Source organism: Paenarthrobacter sp. YIM B13468 (assembly GCF_042788025.1).
Classification (GTDB): Bacteria; Actinomycetota; Actinomycetes; order Actinomycetales; family Micrococcaceae; genus Arthrobacter; species Arthrobacter aromaticivorans.
In genome coordinates this window covers 24,932-39,624 of sequence record NZ_JBHZPI010000003.1, presented here as the reverse complement: position 1 = coordinate 39,624, position 14,693 = coordinate 24,932, and the positions used below count along the sequence as shown (strand labels likewise).

The window sequence follows — 14,693 nt, the reverse complement described above, 5'->3', positions numbered from 1 at the left end:
CCCAGTTTCCTTGGAAGCGGGAAAGCGGAAGCGAGACGGCCGTCTGGCACATTTCATAGACCCCAAGCGGAATAATTCGGCTGCGGTTTGCTGGAGTTCCCAGAAAACACCCACAAAAGCACTGGCTGAATGCGTTTGGAAAAAATATATAGACCGGTCTCTTCTGATGTCATGGCAACCAAAGGAAACCTGACAAAGGAACGGCTCACAGAGTCCATGCTCCAGCTCATACAGACCAGCGGCTACAGCGGCACGGGCCTAAATGCTGTGATCGAACACGCCGGAGCACCAAAGGGGTCGGTCTACTTCCACTTCCCCGACGGGAAGGAAGGCCTGGGCGTGGCAGCAGTCGAACTCGCGGCGAAGCGGTTCGAGACATTGATTGTAGAGGCGGCCCTTTCCGCGGACGGTGCTGCTGAGGCTGCCCGCGCCGCTATCGAGGCTCTGACGACTATCGTCAGCGAGAGCAACTTCCGGCTCGGCCGCCCGGTCTCCGTCGTCACCCTGGAGATGGGCGCGGAGAGCGAGCGTCTGCGGGAGGCTTGCGCCACTGCCTTCGAGTCGTGGATCACCCCGACGGCCGCGCTCCTCGAGGCCGACGGTCTTGACGCCAAGGAGGCCCGGGCCCTGGCAACCGTTGTTGTGTCGACGATCGAGGGGGCGGTCATCGTCTCTCGTGCCATGCACGACACCCAACCCCTGATTTCGGCCGCTGACGTCGTATCGGAACTCATCAAGCAGCGCTGCCTAAAAATTGAGGGGACGCGATGACACACCATGGAGACAACCGTCACGCGTTGGTCTTCGGGGCCTCGGGACTGGTGGGCCGGCACATGGTCCTTACCCTCGCCGAGGCTGGTGCGAGGGTCACGGCCGCAGTTCGAACCGCCGAGTCCGGAACGCGTGTTGAGCAATGGGTGAGGGAGCGTGGCCTGACACGGAGCATCAGCACCACGATCGTCGACTTCGATGCTCCTGAGATCCTGGCGGGGGGTCCATCGGCGTTCCCGTTTATCACCGAGATTCACAACTGCGCCGGGTCCTACCGATTCGGGATGACTGCCCAGGAGGCACGCAGCGCGAACGTCGGCATCGTCGAGAAGCTGATCGACTTCGCCGAAGACCTACCAAATCTCCAGCGAGTCGTCCACGTGTCGGGCTACCGCGTCGGCGGGCAGGACCCTGCAACTGTTCCATGGTCAGATGAACACCGCACCGCGGCCTACAGGGAACTTGGCGCCTACGAAGCATCAAAGGTGGAATCCGATGCCATCTTCCAAGCCCGGGCTCTGGAAAGCGGAATACCTTGGACCATCGTCAACCCGTCCAGTGTGATCGGAGACAGTGCCACCGGGGAGTCCGACCAACACATCGGGCTGGTCACCACCATCGAGCAGATCTGGGACGGCACCGCGGCGGCACTGCCCGGAAACGAGACGACTTTCCTGCCGGTCGTCACAGTCGACTATCTGGCGGCGTTCATGGCGGCGGCGGCGATCGATCCCGTAGCAGCGGGCAGGGCCTACTGGGTTCTCGACGACGCTACCCCGCCGCTGGCAGACCTGCTCACGCACGTCGGCCAGCATCTCGGTGTCAAAGTCCCGCGGGTAAAGATGCCGATCGGTGTCATCAAGCGGCTCCCGCAATGGATGACCAAGGCGGATCCCGAGACGCTTACCTTCCTGTCGTCGGACCGCTACCCGACAGAGCCCGCCATCGAGTTCGCCAACAAACACGGAATCCAAATGCCTGACGTTGTGCTTTCCCTCGAAAAATGGACTGACCACCTGGCTGCGCATCGGTTTGGTGCCGTGATGGCGGATAGCCGTCGATTTGTGGACGTTGGCGGCCTGAGGACCTTCGAGCTGGGAATACCCGAATCCAATCGGGTGATTCTTCCTGGCTTGCCAGTCAACGCAGACACGTGGGCCGAAGTGGCGTCGGGCATCGGCGCGCGGGTCGTAGACCTGCCCGGCCTGGGCCTCAGCAGGGGAAAAGGCGTTCAGGACTGGGAACGGTGGCTGCCCGGTGTGCTGAGTGGTCAACCTACTCACCTCATCGGCCATTCCATCGGTGCGGCTGCGGCAGTGGTCGCAGCTGACCGCATCCCGGGCCATGTCAGCTCCCTCACGCTGATCGCACCGTTCTTCCTCCAGGACCGGATGCGTGCCTCAGCCAGACTGCGGCCGCTCGTACCCACGTACTTGCGACACATCAGCCCCGCACGGCTGGCACACCAACTGACCGGATCAGAAGCCAGCGCGGCTGCTCTCGAGTCGAGTCTGAGTGACCTCAAGCGAAGCAGTGCCAAGAGGGTAGCCGAACACCTGACCCTTGCGGGATCGAAGAGGTGGCGAGCCGAACTCCAAGAAGCGCTTGGGCGATTCAAGGGCCCGGTCCGTATCATCACGGGAAGCGATGACCCAATCGCCCCAATCGCCGTAAAGCAGCTCGAGTTACTCCCAAACATTGAGCTGATCTCGATACCGGGTGCGGGGCACCATCCGCAACTGACCCACAACCATGCGCTCGTTGCTCTGCTCAAATCCCCTGTCGCGTGACAGGATGCCCGCGGTTTGGGCGCACTCCTCGTGGCCTTTTCGGCGCGAGGACGACTCCTTCGGCGGTGACTTGATGGTCGCGCTTCCACGGGTCTGCAGAAGCGGCGAACCCACTCGTCAAACTCCACTGAATCCACAAGCAGCCCTATCCTGCGTTTTCCCGCCTTACCTCGCTTGTCGCGGTGGCGGCAACAGTCCCGCCGGGTGTGAAAGACGCGGGCGCTCTCATCCATCCGGACGGGGCGTGGGCTGTTCCTTCCGTGCCAGGTCAAATCCTCGGCCCGAATGGGATACTAAGCTATGGCTTTTTCCTCGGGCAGGGGCACTCCGGGTGTGGTGGCAGTGGTCGGTGCGACCGGCCGGCAGGGATCGGCCGTGGTCCGTCACCTCCTCAAAGACGGGTGGCAGGTGCGCGCCCTGACCCGAAATCCGTCCAGCGACGCTTCGCAGGCCCTGCGCGCGCTCGGCGCCGAGGTTCAGCAGGCGAACACCGAGGATCCCGGCTCTCTTCGGACACCGTTCGAAGGGGCCTACGGGCTTTTCAACGTCCAGAATCCCATGACCAGTGGAATCGACGCCGAAGTCCGGCAAGGTAGCAACGTGGCGGAGGCCGCAGCTGAAGCGGGCATACGCCACGTGGTGTACGGGGCGGCAGGAGTCAGCGACCAGCCGACAGGCGTCGGCTCCTGGGACTCAAAGCTGGTCATCGCCCGGCGCTTTCGCGAACTCGGACTGCCGCTCACCGTGCTCCGGCCGATGGCGTTCATGGAACTGATGACGGACAAAGGTTACTACCCACAGTTTTCCACCTGGCACCTGATGCCAAAGCTGATGGGCCCGACCCGGCCGCTGGGCTGGCTGTGCGTTGACGATCTGGGTGCCATCGCCGCCCGGATGTTCGCCGACCCCGAACGGTGGAGCGGGGCGGTGCTGGGACTGGCATCGGACGTGCGGTCAATAGACGAGTGCCGCACTCTATGGCAGGAACGGACCGGACGAAAGCCCCGTGGGTTGCCAATGCCGGAGAAGTTGTTTGAACGGTTCGTGGGGAAGGACCTCACCACCATGTGGCGATGGCTGCGGACCGGGCAGTTCGACATGAGTACGCAGGCAACGCGCGAGATCCTGCCCGAGGCCCGGACGATTAAGGAATGGCTGATACAACGGCCAAAGTGAGCGGTGCTGAGCAGGCGGCAGTGCTTACAAAGCCGGTAGTTGTTTGTGCCGGCTGCTTGTTGCGCTCCGGAATCTGCTGTCCACTCGGGCAATCGCTGTGCCTGTGGTGGACGTCAGGATCACTCGGGTTGCTGTAGAAGTACGGGCTGACGAGCATGAGGCCTCCTAATATTTGGCCCGCAACATGCGAACTGACATCAAAGCAGATGTCACCTATGACAATTTCAGCTGGAGTGACTCCACCAGAAGATCCAGCGGCTGCGTGATGTCGCCCAGTACGTGGGCCTCGTCCGCCTCCAGGTCCTCCAGGGCGGCGAACTGTGAGTCCAGCAGGGCGCGCGGCATGAATTCGTGGGAACGGGCATCCATCCGGGCGCCGATTGTTGCCGCGGTGCCGGTGAGGTGGACGAAGACGACATCCCGTGCATAACTGCGCAGGAGGTCCTGGTGCCTGCGCTTGAGCGCAGAGCAGGCAACTATCGGCGGGACTCCTGCGCCGCCGTCGTTCTTCCCTGCGAGCAGCTCCCCCAGCCGGGCAAGCCATGGCTCGCGGTCCGTGTCCGTCAACGGAACCCCGGCGGCCATCTTCTGCTTGTTGGCTGCAGGATGGAAATCATCCCCGTCCAAGAACGGCATGCACAGCCCCTGCCCAAGGAGGGCGCCTACGGTGGACTTGCCGCAGCCGGACACACCCATGATTACCAAGGGAGGCAGCTGCCCGCTCACAGGGCATCACCCGGTTCCCCAAAGCTGAGGAGGACCTTGCCGGAGGTGGTGGAGTCTTTGGCGACCTCGAAGGCGTGCAGGGCATCGGCCAGGGGGTATTCGTGGGTGATCACGGGATCGATGTGCAGGGAATCGTCTGCGAGGGCCGTTATGACCTCATCGATTTCGTCGTTGAAGCGGAAGGAGCCCTTGAGCTCGAGTTCGCGGGTGATGGCCAGCGAGATGGGCACCGGCTGCATGCCGGTGGGCAGCAGGCCGACCATGACGACGGTGCCGCCGCGCGCCGCGCCGTTGATTGCGGACGCGAGGCCGTGGTGGTTGCCGGAGGATTCGATGACGACGTCGGCCTCCACGGCCGCGATGGCTGCGGTGTCCGCGGCGTTGACTACCTCATCCGCCCCGACGGCCCTGGCGATCTCCAGGGGCTTGGGGTGCAGGTCGACGGCGGTGATGTGGGCGGCTCCGGCACGTTTGAGGACGGCGACGGCGAGAGCGCCGATGGGCCCAGAGCCGATCACCAAGGCCGTCTTGCCGTTGATGTCGCCAGCGCGGGACACGGCATGCCAGGCCACGGACGCGGGTTCGATCAGGGTCGCGGTGCGCAGGTTCAGTCCCTCGGGCAGCGGCCGGAGCATCCGCACCGGCAAGGTGACGTACCGGCTGAACGCGCCGTCCGTGTGCGGGTAACGGGCGGCACTGCCCAGGTAGGTGCAGCCCGGGGACAGATTGGGGCGGTCCGCCGGGTACCTCCCGGCGCCCGGGCCCGGGGTGGCGGGGTGGACGGTGACGGCGGTCCGCACCTGCGGGCCTGACCCGTTGGCCGCGACGCGGACCACCACGCCGGAGATTTCGTGGCCCAGGACCAGCGGGGCCTTCAGGATGGACTCCCCCGCCGCGCCGTGCAGCCAGTAGTGCAGGTCCGAGCCGCAGATCCCGCCGTACCGGACCTCCACTACTGCTTCGTCGGGTGCGGGCTGGGACAGAGGGACCTCGTCGATGCGGAGGTCGCGGGCCCCGTGGGCCACCAGAGCCAAGCCGGTTGCCGGGAGTTCTTCTGTGATTGGAGCCATCAGACCACCACCGTCATCCCGCCATCGATGAAGATGGTCTGTCCGTTCACGAAGTTGGACCCGTCCGAGGCCAGCCATACCACGGGACCGGCGAGGTCCTCCGCGGTGCCCCAGCGGTGGGCAGGGGTCCTGCCGAGTATCCAGGAGTTGAATTCCTCGTCATCCACCAGATTCTGGGTCATTTCGGTGTGAATGTAGCCGGGAGCAACCGCGTTGATCTGCAGCCCCGAGGCAGCCCATTCGGCGGTCATCGCCCGGGTGAGGTTCCGCAGCCCGCCCTTCGCCGCGATGTACGGGGCGATGGTGGGGCGTGCCAGATCCGTCTGGACCGAGCAGATGTTGATGATCTTGCCCCTCCCACGGGTAATCATGTGCCGGGCAGCCTCGCGGCCCACCAGGAAGGCGCTGGTGAGGTCCGTGGAGAGGACGCGTTCCCAGTCAGCGACATCCAGGTCGAGCATGGGGACGCGGTGCTGGATGCCGGCGTTGTTCACCAGGATTTCCAGCGGCCCCACGTTGTCCTCGATCCACCGGATGCTGCGGGCCGCGGCGCCGTCGTCGGTGACGTCGAAGGCAATGCTGTGGATCCGGCCAGGCGGGAAATTCGCTGCCATGGCCGCCTGGGCGTTCTTGAGCCGCTCCTCGTTGACGCCGTTGAGCACGACTGTTGCTCCGGCGTCGGCCAGTGCCCTGGCAAGGGCGGAACCGATGCCCCTGCTCGAACCAGTGACCAAGGCTACGCGCCCCGTGAGATCAAAAAGCCCTGTCATGTCCTGGTGATTTCCTCTTCATCGTTGTTTTGTACCGCGGCCTGCATCAGATCCCGGGGCCCTTAGAACGGGCCCTGCTGGACAAGGTTGGCCGGGGTTTGGCCGGCGGCGAGGGCCTCGAGCTGCTGTTTCAGGAGTTTCAGGATCCGGGGCTCAAAGGCCGAGGCGTTGCCGCCAACGTGCGGGGTGATGAGGGCATTCTCCGCGGCCCACAGCGGGTGGCCGGCGGGCAGCGGCTCGGGATCGACGACGTCGATGGCGCATTGCAGGCGGCCGGACACCACTTCGCGTGTCAGGGCCTCGGTGCTGATGACCGCGCCGCGGCCCACGTTCACCACCAGGGATCCGTCGGGCAGGGCGGCCAGGACTTCCGGGCCCACCAGATGGTGTGTGTTGTCGTTCAGGGGCAGAACTGAGACCAGGATGTCGTGGTCCGCGGCGAGGGTCACCAGTTCCTCCGGGCCGTGGACCTGTCCGGCCGCGTCCGTGCGTGCAGTGCTTCCCACCCGGGTAATGGTGACCTCGAAGGGTTCGAGGCGCCGGGCGAGTTCCTTGCCGATCCCGCCGATGCCCAGCAGCAAGACTTTGCGGTCCGCGAGGGACTGTCGGCGCTGGGGCTTCCAGCTTTCGGTTTGCTGATCCTTGACGGCCTGGTCGATGCCGCGCAGCTTGGCCAGGATGAGGCCCACGGCCAGCTCTGCGGTGGCAGCTGCGTGGACGCCTGAGGCGTTTGCCACTGCGGCGCCCGGACCCGCGGCCTCGCGGACGCCGTCGTACCCTGTTGACTGCGTCTGGACGAATTTAAGGTCCGGGACCTTGCTCAGGGAACCCATCACTGCCCCGGCGTCGACGTACGGGAGGATGACGCCGTCGATGCCGCCCAGCTCCTCCCCCGGCTCCTCCTTCATGTCCCACACCACGCCCCGTAGTCCATCGGGGAGTGGCGAGAGGTCAGCCAGGAGCTGGGGTTCGGGGAAACTGACTGTTTGTACTAACTGCATCTGGAGTGCCTATCGGTTGGGCGGTGGGAAGGTAGTTCGCCGGGTTTGGGTGTCGCAGGGGCGGCTTTAGTCGGAGTCCCCGCGACGGTCGAAGGTGAGGCCGCCGGGGACCTGGAAGGTGGGCATGAGTTCCAGCATGCCGACGTTGACGTGCCGAGGGGTTTCGATGGCGTAGTCCAGGGCGTTGACGATGTCGTCGGTGGTCAGCGACTCGTAGCCCTCGTAGTACGTTTGCCAGGCTTCTTCCATGGCTTCCGGGCTGCCGCCCATGTTCCGGCCGAAGATTTCTGTTTCCACGCGGCCGGGGCAGATTTCGGTGACGCGGATGCGCTTGCCCACGGTGTCGTTTCGCAGCTGACGGGAAATCTGGTGCACCGCGGCCTTGGTGGCGTGGTACACCGTGTGGCCGTAGAAGTTGTAGGTACCCGCGATGGAGCTGATGTTGACCACATGGCCGAGGTCCCGTTCCACCATTCCGGGCAGCACCAGCCGGGTGAGCTGCAGCAGCCCGCGGAGGTTGACGTCCACCAGTTCGTCGATGTCCTGCTCGGAGGAATCCAGGATGTTGCCGGGCCTGGAAACGCCCGCGCAGTTCACCAGGACGTCCAGTTTCAGGTCGCTGACGACGGCGGTCAGGGCGGCGGTGTCTGTCAGGTCCACCACGTGCGGGATTACTCCCGTACGGTCCGCCAGTTCAGCGAGGCGTTCCTCATTGCGGGCGACTGCGTGAACGGTGAGGCCGCGCTTGGCTAGCCGTTCGGCGATTGCGGCGCCCATGCCAGTGGATGCACCGGTTACGAGGGCGGTGGTGTAGTCGGAAAAAGGCATTGGTACTCCAAAAAGTGGGAATGGGCGGGCTCTTACCTCCGGCAACGGGCTGGACGTAGGAACCCCGGGTTGGCAGGGGTTAGGGATCGCGCGGCGGTTGGTGGGCGCGGTCCTCGGCTGTGGGAAAAGGATTCATGATGTTCAGGCTCCTGACGCTGGGCTGAGTTCGTGCCAGCGCTGTCCGGCGCCGATGCCGAGGAGTCCGAAGACTGTGTTGATGGTGTTCCGGAGCCTGTCCAGTTCCAGGCAGGCGGTGCGGTGCATGGCTGTTGCTTCAGCCACGGTTGTCTTTCTGAACGTGATGGTGTGTCCAGGCCTGGCTTGCGCCAGGAGATCGAGGGAGCGGCTCGTGACCACTGCAAGGACCGGGTAGCCGGCCGTAACGCCGCGTCCCCGGTGCAGCACCAGCAGCTCCTCCCGGGACGGGACTTCGATGGCCCCGACCGGAACGCCGCGGGAGAGCACTTCGGAGGTGAGCTGGCGTTCGGGAAGGGCACCACCGAGCCTGAGCCCGATGTGGTTGCTGCGGGGGCTCACGGTGTAATGCGAGGTGAACAGCAGGTCTGCCGTGTCCCCGAATTCCGCGACGTCCGGCCCGCCGGTGACGTCGATGACCGGGTTGGTGGTGAAGACGGGTTTGGTGAGGCCGAGCCGGAACAGTGGCAGGCCAAGGTATGGCTGGGTGATGGGCGCCGTGGTCTTCCGCGTTTCGAGGCGGAAGCCCTCCACGAGCTTCAACCCGAAGCCCACCACAGTGTCAGGGGCGCAGCTGCCCAGCAGGCTGGGCACCGTGAAGGAGCCGTGGACGGCGATGTAGGCTCGCAGTCCGGTCCGGATTCCCCGAACTGCCACGACTTCGCCGGCCCGGACGGACACCGGCTCCCATTGCGGGCATTCCCGGCCGCCCACCGTGAGGTCCAGGGGCGCTCCGGTGACGGCGATCAGCAGGTCGGTGGCGGCTCGCATCCGGAAGTCCAGTGCGGTGAGTTCCAGGAGGGGGGCGTTGTCTTCGTTGCCCGCAAGGATGTTGGCGGCCTTGGCTGAATACTGGTCCAGGGCGCCGTTGACGGGGAGGCCGTAGGCCGGACCCTTCGTCCGGCCGAGGTCGGTGACCACGGAGTGGCCCGGCTGCAGGATGATCAGTGAACCGGTCATGGCCGGGCTTCCAGGAACTGCCCCGCGAAGTTTTCGAAGTCCTCCGCGGGGATCCGGTAGAAGCGCAGTTCATCCCCCGGGACGTAGGGCACCAGAGGTTCGCGTGCTGCGTCCAGGACCGTCAGGGGGGTCTGCCCGATGACGCACCAGCCACCCGGTGCCACTGCGGGCGCGATGACGGCCTGGCGTCCGGCCACGGACACGGCACCCGCGGGGACCGACAACCGTGGGTCCTTCAGTCTGGGGACGGGCACCGGGAAGTCCGGCCCATCCATCATCGGAGAACCTGCCGGCGCCCCGAGGCAACGGATGACGTAGGTCTTTGCGGTGTGTCTGGCGATGACGTCCTCAACGTCCAGGCCCTGGTGGTCCGCCACGCGGTCCAGGTCGGGTCCGTAGTCGCCGCCGTAAACCACGGGGACTTCGAAACGGCGCGGTTTCCGCATGGCGATGCCGGTGAAGTCCAATTGGCGCATTCCCAGGAGGACGAACGCCCGGATTTGGCGCGCGGACGTGACGTAGGGGTCGAATTCCACAAGTACCGAGTCGTAGGTAGGAACGGCCCCGTAAATGCCGTCGACGCCGGCGGTGGCCAGCCAACCCGCCAGGGAGTGGACGGTGGACCAGTTCGCTTCCGCGTCACCGGACCGTGCCACGACGCGCAGGGCGGCGTCACCGGATTCGAAAATATCCAGCGCCGTCGGCGTTGTCGTTGTCGTTGTGGCCATGGTCATGACACCCTCTGCTTTGTCTCGAGAACCTGTGCCAGCGGGGCGATAGTGACGCCCGCGGCGATCAGTTCGCTGCGGATCAGTCGGGCCAGTTCGACGGCGCCCGGGTTGTCGCCGTGCAGTAGCACCGTGTCTGCCTGGATGGCGATGTCCCTGCCGGAGGCAGTCTCGATGAGTCCTTCACAGACCATCCGCACAGTGCGCTGGACGATGACGGAGGAATCGTGGATCACGGCGCCGGGCTGGCTGCGCGGCACCAGCGTGCCGTCATCCTGGTAGGCGCGGTCGGCGATGCCCACGATGGCAACCTGCAGGCCGCGGCCTGCCGCGGCGGTGGCGAGTTCTCCGTCCTGCGCAAGAACGATCAGAGCGGGGTCCACGCGCACGGCGGCATCGGCCACTGCTTCGGCGTAGTCAGCCCTCGTGGCCACGAGGTTGCCCAATCGGCCGTGCGGAGCCAGATGCGAGACCGACCCCCCGTGGTAGGCAGCGAACGCTGTCAGTGCTCCCAGCTGGTAGATGACGTCGTTCCGGACTTCGTCAGGCGTGAGGTCCATGGCCCGGCGGCCAAAGCCGCGGAGGTCGGGAAAGCTGGGATGGGCTCCGACCCCGACTCCTTTCCGGATACATTCGGCCACAGTGGCATCCATGATGTCAGGGTCCCCTGCGTGGAAGCCGCAGGCGATGTTGGCACTGGACACGATCTCCAGGAGGGCTTTGTCGTCACCGATCGAGTAGGCACCAAAACCTTCACCAAGATCCGCTACGAGATCGATTGTGGGCATTGTGGGCCTTTCTCTGACGGGTACTGCGGGTTTAAATGAGTGTGGCATCGGAACTTAGTCGACACAAAGACGTATGTGGTATCACGCAATAGTGGAAAGTTATGACCTTCGCAAGGCGGTATTGGCGCTGACCCACGGAATATACGCAGCTCTTGTTTCGTAATTATAAAATTGGTGCGACCATAGACTCTTTCCCCTGTTTATGCAAAAAACATATGCCGCCATCAAAATCATCGATGGCTTGGAAGGGGATAGAATGTCCTGGTCATTGGAAAGTCATCTGCAATTAACCTATGCCCGAGACTCGGATCACACAAAGACGTAATGCCTGTCCCGCCATAGCGCCAACGTATGACCCCGCATGCTGTGCCGTCCCCGCTGGAAAAGAGGAGCGCTATGGACACCCGGAAGCTGGCCTACTTCGTCAAGATCGTCGACTCAGGAAGTATCACCAAGGCGGCCGCCGCGCTCCACGTGGCCCAGCCAGCGCTGAGCCAGCAGGTGTCCGCCCTGGAGACGGAGCTGAAGCAGCGGCTCCTGATCCGGAGCAAGCAGGGAGTGGAGCCCACAGCGGCCGGCCATACCCTGTACCGGCACGCGCAGACCATCCTGCGGCTCGTGGAGCAGGCCAGGATAGATGTGGCAGCTTCAGGAGCAGCGCCTTCGGGCCGAGTGTCGATAGCGATCGCGCCCTACAGCATGGCCTCAAGCCTCACTCCGCGGATCATCAGCGAGGTGGGACGGCGCTACCCGGACATCGTGCTGCACCTGACCGAGATTTACGGGGGCGTGCTCAGTGAGGCCATCAAGAACGGCCGGTTGGACATGGCACTCATCTATGAACCCGGGCCCATCCGGGGGGTGCAGTTCACCACCCTCATCGTCGAGGACCTGTACCTGATTGTGAACTCCCGGCGGGAACTTCCGGTAGCGGCCGTGGACACCATTACCCTGGACGAGGTGGCTGCTGTCGGGCTCTTCCTGCCGGAACAGATCCACACCCTTCGGCAGGTGGTTCAGGCGGGCATCGACAGCAGGGGCTTAAAGCTGAAGCTGGTAGGTGAGGTGGAATCGGTCCCCTCGCTCACCCGACTGCTCCGCACGGACCTCGGTGCGACTATCTTGCCCAAGTCGGCCGCGGATGCCCTGTTCCACGAAGAGGACTTCCGGGTCCTGAGGATCGTCGAGCCCGCCCTGCAGTGCAGGATCGCGCTGTGCACGCCCGACCATGAGCCTCTATCCGAAGCCGCGTCAGCCGTCCTGCTGGTACTGAAGGAAATGCTGCAGGAAATGCTCCGGAGTAAATATTCCCCGCTCCCCACCGCACCGTTCGAGGCATCATAAGCAGGCCTTATCAGGTCACGCCGCTTTAGTCTTATTCAGGGAATTGCGTGAGTTCTAGGATAAAAGCCATAAAGGTTTCGCCAAAGGCGATACCGCGGCAATAGATTCCCTGGAGCCCAAGCCATGAAGAAGATCACCCGTCTGCAGTACAGTAAGGCAGCTGAAAGAAGAATCCATCTGAAAGCCAGCACCGGTTCACATTGCCCCACCAACGGTTTTTGGCGTCCCGAAGACGGGCCCGCCTCCGATCCGGTCTTCGTGTTCGAGGGAAGCATGATGCCCCCTGGCAAGTGCGGCTCCACCATGTGGTACCTGGAGGACGCGCAGGTGGGACCGCCCGCTTACCTGCTGCCCGGCATGAACTGATTAGTCGTTAAACCAAGAGGCGAGGCCCGGAGTTCCGAAAGGGAACCCCGGGCCTCTTGGCTTAACGCCCCTTGGCTTAAGCGTCGAATGCTGGGCACTCGTCGCCATAAGGAGTCACGGCGACAACTGCCCAGCAATCGTGGGAGTGGGTGGTTACAGGGCTGGCTCCAGTTCGGCGTCCTCCACCAGCAGGCCCTTGGCCTTCAGGACGTCCGTCAGTTTGCACAGCTCGATGGTGGTGCCGCCTTCCTTGTAGCGGCGGATGAGGTCGTCCTCTGCGTCCACGCGCGCCTGCGACAGCTTGATGACTTCCTCGATCTCGTCCTTGCGGACCACCACCACACCGTCGGCGTCACCCAGGAGGACATCGCCGGGGTAGACAATCTCGTCGCCGAACACCAGGGGATGGTTGATGGGCCCGATAGTTTCCTTGACGGTCCCCTTGATGCAGACACTGCCGGAGAAGACCGGCAATCCAAGTTCGATCAGGTCCTTGGTGTCGCGGACACCGGAATCCGTGACCATACCGGCCAGGCCTTTGGCCTTCATGGCGTTGCCCAGCACGTCGCCGAAAGTCCCGGCCTCTTCGTACTCACCGGCAGCTACCAGGACGACGTCACCCTTCTGGGCATAGTGTATGGCCACCTGGAGCATCAGGTTGTCCCGCGGCGCACAGACGACGGTGACAGCGGGGCCGCAGAAGGACATGCTGCGGTCGATCGGTTTGATCCTGGAGCTCAGTGCACCTTTGCGGCCCTGAGCTTCATGCACTGTGGCGGAGGAGAATTTGGAGAGGCGCCTAATGGCGTCCCCCGATGGCCGGTCGAATTTTGTTTTGACGTGGATCATTTGGGTGCTCCTGTGGTTGGAAAGCTAGGCAAAGGGGATGGTTGGGTCAGGCCAGCGCCGTGACGGCCTTTTCGATGGCGGCAACGGATCCCTCGATCACCGGCAGTCCGGTGGCGTAGGAGATCCGGAAGTACGGGCTCAGTCCGTAGGCCGAACCCTGGATGACGGCAACAGACGCTGCTTCCAGCAAGTAGAGGGTGAAGTCCTCGTCGTTGGTGATCTGCCTGCCATCGGGTGTCGTCTTGCCGATGACCCCGGCGCAGTTAACGTACGCGTAAAAGGCGCCATCCGGCGTCGCGCATTGCAGGCCCTTGACGGCGTTCAACCCGGCAACCGCAGCGTTGCGCCGTTCGCGGTACACGTCTACGCTTTCGCGGACGAATCCCTGGTCTCCGGTGAGGGCCGCGGCGGCAGCGGCCTGGCTGATGGAGGACGGGCAGGAAGACATTTGGGACTGTAGCTTGTTGATTGCAGCCACCAGTGGCGCCGGGCCGCCAGCGTAGCCCAGACGCCATCCGGTCATGGCGTAGGCCTTGGAAACGCCGTTGGTGACCAGCACACGGTCCTTGAGTTCCGGGGCAACGGCCACCATCCCGGCGATGCGCTCTTCGCCGAAGTGGATCTCGTCGTAGATCTCATCAGTCAGGACGTAGACGGCCGGATGGTCCTTGAGGACGGCGGCCAGGCCGGCCAGTTCCTCGCGGGAGTACACCGCTCCTGTGGGATTGGAAGGCGTGTTGAGAATGACCCACCTTGTGCGTTCCGTCAGTGCCCCGGCCAGGGCCTCAGGGGTGAGTTTGAAGCCAGTATCCTCGCCGCAGGAAACGATGACGGGGGTGCCTTCATTAGCGAGCACCATGTCCGGGTAGGAAACCCAGTACGGCGCGGGGATGACAACCTCGTCGCCCTGGTCCAAGGTGGCCATGAATGCAGTGAAAATGACCTGCTTGCCACCGCCGCCGATGGTAATCTCGGCCGGCGTGTACTGCAGGCCGGTCTTGCGCTGCAGCGTCTGCAGGACTGCCTTTTGCAATTCGGGTGTCCCGGTCACGGACGTGTACTTGGTTTCACCGCGGCCGATGGCTGCGGTCGCAGCGTCCTTGATGTGCTGCGGTGTATCGAAGTCGGGCTCTCCGACCGTCAGGTCCAGGATCCGGCGACCCTCGGCCTTGAGCTCCCGCACACGGGCCGCCGCGGCAACGCTGGGCGAGGACTTGATACGGGTTACGCGTGATGCGGGCACGAATTCAGGCATATTTTCTTCCAGGCTTCCGGGACAGACGAGTGTGGTTCATTCGAGCCTAGGGAAGCAACCGTCCTCTTGGATAAGA

15 protein-coding genes are annotated in these 14,693 nt (G+C 64.0%); 5 read left to right on the top strand and 10 right to left on the bottom strand.

Annotation, left to right across the window (positions count from 1 at the left end; all coding sequences use genetic code 11):
- Positions 1–171 precede the first annotated feature (171 nt).
- The 3 genes from ACFX4T_RS03840 to ACFX4T_RS03830 all read left to right on the top strand — a co-directional run bounded on the left by ACFX4T_RS03840 (position 172) and on the right by ACFX4T_RS03830 (position 3,737).
- Complete coding sequence (locus ACFX4T_RS03840; protein WP_377650840.1) at positions 172–771, top strand: TetR/AcrR family transcriptional regulator; 600 nt, start codon at positions 172–174, stop codon at positions 769–771.
- The gene (locus tag ACFX4T_RS03835; protein WP_216923577.1) at positions 768–2,561 is read left to right on the top strand and encodes an alpha/beta fold hydrolase; all 1,794 of its coding nucleotides are present in this window, start codon (positions 768–770) and stop codon (positions 2,559–2,561) included. The genes ACFX4T_RS03840 and ACFX4T_RS03835 overlap by 4 nt, the downstream gene beginning before the upstream one ends.
- 300 nt (positions 2,562–2,861) lie before the next feature.
- Positions 2,862–3,737, top strand: a complete 876-nt coding sequence (locus tag ACFX4T_RS03830) for an NmrA/HSCARG family protein (protein WP_216923576.1) — start codon at positions 2,862–2,864, stop codon at positions 3,735–3,737.
- Positions 3,738–3,950: 213 nt separating this feature from the next.
- Here ACFX4T_RS03830 and ACFX4T_RS03825 read toward each other — a convergent pair whose 3' ends face one another.
- From ACFX4T_RS03825 to ACFX4T_RS03790, 8 genes are all read right to left on the bottom strand, one after another.
- On the bottom strand, positions 3,951–4,463 hold the full coding sequence (locus ACFX4T_RS03825) for a gluconokinase (RefSeq protein WP_377650839.1): 513 nt from the start codon (positions 4,461–4,463) through the stop codon (positions 3,951–3,953).
- The gene (locus ACFX4T_RS03820; protein WP_377650838.1) at positions 4,460–5,533 is read right to left on the bottom strand and encodes an L-idonate 5-dehydrogenase; all 1,074 of its coding nucleotides are present in this window, start codon (positions 5,531–5,533) and stop codon (positions 4,460–4,462) included. The genes ACFX4T_RS03825 and ACFX4T_RS03820 overlap by 4 nt, the downstream gene beginning before the upstream one ends.
- The gene (locus tag ACFX4T_RS03815; protein WP_216923573.1) at positions 5,533–6,303 is read right to left on the bottom strand and encodes an SDR family oxidoreductase; all 771 of its coding nucleotides are present in this window, start codon (positions 6,301–6,303) and stop codon (positions 5,533–5,535) included. The genes ACFX4T_RS03820 and ACFX4T_RS03815 overlap by 1 nt, the downstream gene beginning before the upstream one ends.
- Positions 6,304–6,365: 62 nt before the next feature.
- The gene (locus ACFX4T_RS03810) at positions 6,366–7,304 is read right to left on the bottom strand and encodes a 2-hydroxyacid dehydrogenase (RefSeq protein ID WP_216923572.1); all 939 of its coding nucleotides are present in this window, start codon (positions 7,302–7,304) and stop codon (positions 6,366–6,368) included.
- A gap of 66 nt (positions 7,305–7,370) precedes the next feature.
- Positions 7,371–8,132, bottom strand: coding sequence for an SDR family oxidoreductase (locus ACFX4T_RS03805; RefSeq protein ID WP_216923571.1), 762 nt, complete (start codon positions 8,130–8,132; stop codon positions 7,371–7,373).
- Between the two features lie 141 nt (positions 8,133–8,273).
- Positions 8,274–9,287 carry a biotin-dependent carboxyltransferase family protein gene (locus ACFX4T_RS03800; RefSeq protein WP_216923570.1) on the bottom strand — a complete coding sequence of 338 codons (1,014 nt, stop codon included), beginning with the start codon at positions 9,285–9,287 and terminating at the stop codon, positions 8,274–8,276.
- Positions 9,284–10,015, bottom strand: coding sequence for an allophanate hydrolase subunit 1 (locus tag ACFX4T_RS03795; RefSeq protein WP_216923816.1), 732 nt, complete (start codon positions 10,013–10,015; stop codon positions 9,284–9,286). The genes ACFX4T_RS03800 and ACFX4T_RS03795 overlap by 4 nt, the downstream gene beginning before the upstream one ends.
- 2 nt (positions 10,016–10,017) lie before the next feature.
- On the bottom strand, positions 10,018–10,803 hold the full coding sequence (locus tag ACFX4T_RS03790; RefSeq protein WP_216923569.1) for a LamB/YcsF family protein: 786 nt from the start codon (positions 10,801–10,803) through the stop codon (positions 10,018–10,020).
- A gap of 396 nt (positions 10,804–11,199) precedes the next feature.
- Here ACFX4T_RS03790 and nac point away from each other — a divergent pair, with 396 nt between their 5' ends.
- A complete protein-coding gene (nac, locus tag ACFX4T_RS03785) occupies positions 11,200–12,147 on the top strand; it encodes a nitrogen assimilation transcriptional regulator NAC (RefSeq protein ID WP_216923568.1) in 948 nt (315 codons plus the stop codon).
- 123 nt (positions 12,148–12,270) lie between these two features.
- Positions 12,271–12,513: a hypothetical protein gene (locus ACFX4T_RS03780; protein ID WP_216923567.1), complete on the top strand. Its 243-nt coding sequence runs from the start codon at positions 12,271–12,273 to the stop codon at positions 12,511–12,513.
- Between the two features lie 153 nt (positions 12,514–12,666).
- Here the strand turns inward: ACFX4T_RS03780 and ACFX4T_RS03775 are convergent, their stop codons facing one another.
- Both ACFX4T_RS03775 and ACFX4T_RS03770 read right to left on the bottom strand, forming a co-directional pair.
- Positions 12,667–13,362: a 4-carboxy-4-hydroxy-2-oxoadipate aldolase/oxaloacetate decarboxylase gene (locus tag ACFX4T_RS03775; RefSeq protein ID WP_216923566.1), complete on the bottom strand. Its 696-nt coding sequence runs from the start codon at positions 13,360–13,362 to the stop codon at positions 12,667–12,669.
- Positions 13,363–13,408: 46 nt separating this feature from the next.
- Complete coding sequence (locus tag ACFX4T_RS03770) at positions 13,409–14,617, bottom strand: aspartate transaminase (RefSeq protein WP_377650837.1); 1,209 nt, start codon at positions 14,615–14,617, stop codon at positions 13,409–13,411.
- Positions 14,618–14,693 lie beyond the last annotated feature (76 nt).

Bases quoted from the DNA above. Each gene is read 5' to 3' on its own strand.
- ACFX4T_RS03840 (WP_377650840.1), top strand. From the start codon at position 172: ATGGCAACCAAAGGAAACCTGACAAAGGAACGGCTCACAGAGTCCATG.
- ACFX4T_RS03835 (WP_216923577.1), top strand. From the start codon at position 768: ATGACACACCATGGAGACAACCGTCACGCGTTGGTCTTCGGGGCCTCG.
- ACFX4T_RS03830 (WP_216923576.1), top strand. From the start codon at position 2,862: ATGGCTTTTTCCTCGGGCAGGGGCACTCCGGGTGTGGTGGCAGTGGTC.
- ACFX4T_RS03820 (WP_377650838.1), bottom strand. From the start codon at position 5,533: ATGGCTCCAATCACAGAAGAACTCCCGGCAACCGGCTTGGCTCTGGTG.
- ACFX4T_RS03815 (WP_216923573.1), bottom strand. From the start codon at position 6,303: ATGACAGGGCTTTTTGATCTCACGGGGCGCGTAGCCTTGGTCACTGGT.
- ACFX4T_RS03810 (WP_216923572.1), bottom strand. From the start codon at position 7,304: ATGCAGTTAGTACAAACAGTCAGTTTCCCCGAACCCCAGCTCCTGGCT.
- ACFX4T_RS03805 (WP_216923571.1), bottom strand. From the start codon at position 8,132: ATGCCTTTTTCCGACTACACCACCGCCCTCGTAACCGGTGCATCCACT.
- ACFX4T_RS03800 (WP_216923570.1), bottom strand. From the start codon at position 9,287: ATGACCGGTTCACTGATCATCCTGCAGCCGGGCCACTCCGTGGTCACC.
- ACFX4T_RS03795 (WP_216923816.1), bottom strand. From the start codon at position 10,015: ATGGCCACAACGACAACGACAACGCCGACGGCGCTGGATATTTTCGAA.
- ACFX4T_RS03790 (WP_216923569.1), bottom strand. From the start codon at position 10,803: ATGCCCACAATCGATCTCGTAGCGGATCTTGGTGAAGGTTTTGGTGCC.
- nac (WP_216923568.1), top strand. From the start codon at position 11,200: ATGGACACCCGGAAGCTGGCCTACTTCGTCAAGATCGTCGACTCAGGA.
- ACFX4T_RS03780 (WP_216923567.1), top strand. From the start codon at position 12,271: ATGAAGAAGATCACCCGTCTGCAGTACAGTAAGGCAGCTGAAAGAAGA.
- ACFX4T_RS03775 (WP_216923566.1), bottom strand. From the start codon at position 13,362: ATGATCCACGTCAAAACAAAATTCGACCGGCCATCGGGGGACGCCATT.
- ACFX4T_RS03770 (WP_377650837.1), bottom strand. From the start codon at position 14,617: ATGCCTGAATTCGTGCCCGCATCACGCGTAACCCGTATCAAGTCCTCG.